The organism is Streptococcus sp. SM3 (assembly GCF_027497875.1).
Genome location: NZ_JAJNSA010000182.1, coordinates 1 through 2,557, shown reverse-complemented (window position 1 = coordinate 2,557; position 2,557 = coordinate 1). Strand labels below are relative to the sequence as shown.

Annotated in this window: 2 protein-coding genes and 1 pseudogene; all 3 read right to left on the bottom strand. The window is 33.5% G+C overall.

All coding sequences use genetic code 11. The features are described 5' to 3' along the window. Positions 1-73: 73 nt before the first annotated feature. Positions 74-1,228, bottom strand: coding sequence for a D-alanyl-lipoteichoic acid biosynthesis protein DltB (dltB, locus tag PAN06_RS13850; RefSeq protein ID WP_064276804.1), 1,155 nt, complete (start codon positions 1,226-1,228; stop codon positions 74-76). Positions 1,229-1,517: 289 nt separating this feature from the next. Then, positions 1,518-1,973: pseudogene (locus PAN06_RS13845) on the bottom strand (transposase); the annotation flags it as partial. Positions 1,974-2,054: 81 nt separating this feature from the next. Continuing rightward, positions 2,055-2,557: MFS transporter (locus tag PAN06_RS13840; RefSeq protein ID WP_269796617.1), on the bottom strand; the 503-nt coding region annotated here is incomplete at its 5' end.

Below are 2,557 nucleotides of genomic sequence, written 5' to 3'. Positions count from 1 at the left end.
AGCAAAAATGCTTTTAGTTTAATCATCTCGTTTTATCCTATCCCTTCGATCCGTCCAATCTCTTTTCAATTTCTTATCTCTTTAAAATCGTAAGTAAGATTTTATAGGGTTCACCTGAAAAGATAAAGAAACCAATCATAACCAAATTCATGGTCACAAACCAACTTAGTAGTTTATACCAATTTTTGTTTTTATTTTTCTTATAAAAAGTGCTTTTCTTTTGATACACTTCAAATCCAGCCATCAAGACACCGTGATAAAAACCATAAACAATGTAGCTAACACTAAGACCATGCCAAAAACCCATGACCAACATATTGACCATATAGGCATAGGTTGCATTGTGTAGTCTATTTTTAAACCATTTTTTCCTGATAACCTGCATCAATACTCTTGAAAATACAAAATCTCTCAACCAGGTCGACAAAGTGATATGCCATCTGGTCCAGAAATCCTTGATATCGACACTCAAGAAAGGTTTGTTAAAGTTCATCGGTGTCTGAATACCTAGAATGTTACTACTTCCGACAGCCATTAGACTATAGCCTGCAAAGTCGAAGAACAGATACAAGGTATAGAGGTACATATACTTGATTGAGTAAACGACTGTACCAGTATTGCTTAGAGCGAGTATCATCTGGTACACATAGGTTGACAAAACAACCTTGTAAAGTAGACCTAGAACGATACGATACACACCGTCCCCTGCTAACTCTAGATACTCTTTTCGAGGCATGACCTCGTTTATCTCTTTTAAAAATCTCCTACTCCGATCAATCGGACCAGCACTAACTGTAGGGAAAAAAAGTAAAAATTGCAGGTAGTCTTTTATGCTAATCTTTTCTTTAATCAATCCATCCGATATCTCCAGCATGATCTGAATAGTCTTAAAGGACATGTAAGAAATTCCAATAAAGGCCAACAAATGCAGAGAAGTCAGGGCAAAGACTTTATTAATCACCAAAGGAAAAATAGAAAGGAAAATCAGAGGTTTCATCCGCTTTACTTCTATACTCTGTGCTAGAAAAACTAGAAAATATTGATAAATGACAAAGGCAAGTAAATAGATAATCATTGCTCTACTCTTGCCATAAATAGCTCCTGCAAATAAGAGGGAGAGCACCAAAATATAGTAGTCCTTACGTTTTTCAAAAAAGTTTACTACAAAACCAATTAGTAAAACTACAAACAAAAGAAGGAAAAACTCATTCCCCTCGAAATAATTCATACCAGCCAAACTCCTTTTTTCTTTTTCTCATCTCATGATTTATCTTTTTAAGATTAGTTCCTATCATATTACCAAAGATAGTTAACTTTATTCATTATACCATAATTTAAAAACTATAAATACTTCTGTTATTTTATTTCTTAAAATAAAAAATTCAACTGACTCTTAGTACTGAACCCCAATAATGAGACAAAATTATTCACACAATAAATAAAATTCAAGAACAAAAAATTGATGAAGGAACCAGTGAAGAATTCTGACTTTTTAGCTGTAAAGCTTCGACTCTTTCCTCTAACTCTTTTAGGTAAGCTACCTCAGTACGTAAGCGTTCATTCTCCTCCTTAAATCGTTCTAATTCTATCATTTCTTCACAAGTTTTCTTCTGTTTACGTCCCATTTTAGCTAACCTTCCTCTTATTTTCTCAGCAATAGTATACCTGTTTTTCCTGTATTGTGCCAGCCAATTTGGAAGCATTCCTTGGTTTGGGAGGGCATAATCAAGACTAGCACTTCCTTGCGAACGACCTTCAAGAAGAACTTTATCAATCATTTTTTGTTTTAATTCTGGAGAATAATCGCGATTCTGCCCTTTCTTGACAATTTCAATCCCATAACGATCAAAACAAACTAAAAATGTATGTTAGTTTAGAAATACCTACTCCAAATATAGTTGAAAGTTGCTTTAAGCTGATTCCTTGTTTTTTAGTTCATGGATTTGAACTTTCTCTTCATAATTCAATTTCATAATAAAACGCACAATATCAAGTTTTTTCAACACCCGATACTATGCGCTTTTCTGATTTTTAAAGACTTTTTAACACGTCTCTCATTTAAAATAGTCTCGTCTGATATAAATTAAAATAGCTTCTATCATCAGACAGACGGCTGATAGCCAAAAACTTATGCTAATACCAAAACTCTCAGTAATATAGCTCATTAGCAAAACAAATACTGAAAATGCTAGTGTCGAAATCACTTCCAGAACGGAATAGACATTAACCAAGTTATTTTCCTCTACTGTTTCCTGAAGAAATACACTTTCAGGAACTTCTTTTAGCTGCGATAACATACCAACTAAAGCTGAAAATACTAAAAACATCTGTGCATTTGGAAAAAATAGAATAGTCAATGTCACTATTGCCATGGCTACAAGAGAAAAAAGAATACTTTCCCACTTAAGAGCAAGAAACTTTTCAGATAGCCGAAAAGCAATTAAGCCACTAATTATAATCCCAATAGAGTATGCTGTATTAGAATATCCCCAGTAACTTTCCGTTTTATTTAATAACTCAGTTACAAAGACAAGTATGATAGACGAAACCCAAATCG

Coding starts and splice junctions, on each gene's coding strand:
- dltB (WP_064276804.1), bottom strand. CDS start 1,228: ATGAATTATTTCGAGGGGAATGAGTTTTTCCTTCTTTTGTTTGTAGTT.